The organism is Helicobacter pylori SA213A (assembly GCF_000476275.1).
In the GTDB taxonomy this organism is placed as follows: domain Bacteria; phylum Campylobacterota; class Campylobacteria; order Campylobacterales; family Helicobacteraceae; genus Helicobacter; species Helicobacter pylori_CL.
Genome location: NZ_CBOM010000052.1, coordinates 1 through 1235 on the forward strand (window position 1 = coordinate 1; position 1235 = coordinate 1235).

Here is a 1235-nt window from a genome sequence, read left to right on the forward strand (position 1 = left end):
AAATTCCACTATATGCCCCTTATTTCGGTATAATAGTGCAAGTCATGCTAGTATGTCTATTAACGAGCTAACCCCCATAAACAAGGGGTTAGCTTTTAATAAACCTAGTGAAGTAAAGGTGCGAGAATTACAAGCACTAGTACTAACATGAATAATAGCTTCATGGTACGATACCTCCTAACGAGGTGTCGCCCTCTCTATCCTCCAACCCACTAACTCAACCAAGTCAAGCCAATTGCTCCAAATTTTGTCGCACATAGGAAATACCGCACTTGTGAAACTATCAGCACGCTGTTATTGTAGCTCAAAATGGTTAATTGTAGGTATATTTTCTTATAACTACCCATATTGTTGTCAAAAACCGCTCATGTTACCGCAAAAAATTACCTATTTTTCTTATTTTTAAGTGAAAAATGAGAGATTTTTCAGTTAAAGTAACAAGAACTACCCTTATCAGTAACAAGAACTACCCTTATCAGTAACAAGAACTACCCTTATCAGTAACAAGAACTACCCATTTATTCATTTTCACCCCAAAAATGAGAAACCCTACAGCTTCGTTATTTAGGCTATTCCAACCCCCAATCCCTCACGCGCGCGCATGCGAGTAAAACATGTAAAAAACAGCATGCTGTTTAAAACATGTAAATAAAAACAACGCGCATGACGCGCTACATATTTTGGGTTTTTAGTTTTTAGTGGTTTTTTTAGTCTAACGCCAGGTTTGCGCTATCTTGTTTGATTTGCTGACGCAAAACAGCTTCGGCTAACGCCTACGCTTTCAAACTGCGATGCGCTTTTGTCCATGCTCGCTAAGGCTTCGCTTGTTGGTGTTTGCTTGTCAGCAAACAATCGGTCTAAAACCGCTCATTTTGCTCGCTAACGCTCGCTAGGCGGTTTTAGTAGGGTTTAGTATGGGTTAGATTGTAAGCCGAAGTTATATGCGCTTTTAGATGCTAAACTAGTGAGATTGGCTAACTAGCAAGCAACTAAAAGGGAAATGAAGTTTTTTGAATTTTGAATTCTAACTTCCAACTAAAAACAAAATACCCAAATAATGAGCTAAAAACAGCCCTATTTCATCGTTTTGAGTGAAAACCGATGATTATATTAGATTAGAATTTAAAATTCATTCTAGGCGATTTTAGAAAGAAATTTGTCTAAAACAATTCGCTATGACTGCCAAGCCTAACCAAAGTTAAAACATTGCCTTTCACTCTATACACAAGCAAAAC

General features: G+C 37.7%; 1 protein-coding gene and 1 pseudogene. Both read right to left on the reverse strand.

The window, feature by feature from the left end; all coding sequences use genetic code 11:
- Nucleotides 1–729: 729 nt before the first annotated feature.
- On the reverse strand, nucleotides 730–852 hold the full coding sequence (locus QT74_RS08815) for a hypothetical protein (RefSeq protein ID WP_267864636.1): 123 nt from the start codon (nucleotides 850–852) through the stop codon (nucleotides 730–732).
- A 308-nt stretch (nucleotides 853–1160) separates the two neighbouring features.
- Nucleotides 1161–1235 (reverse strand): annotated as a pseudogene (locus QT74_RS08605) (type II toxin-antitoxin system YafQ family toxin); the annotation flags it as partial.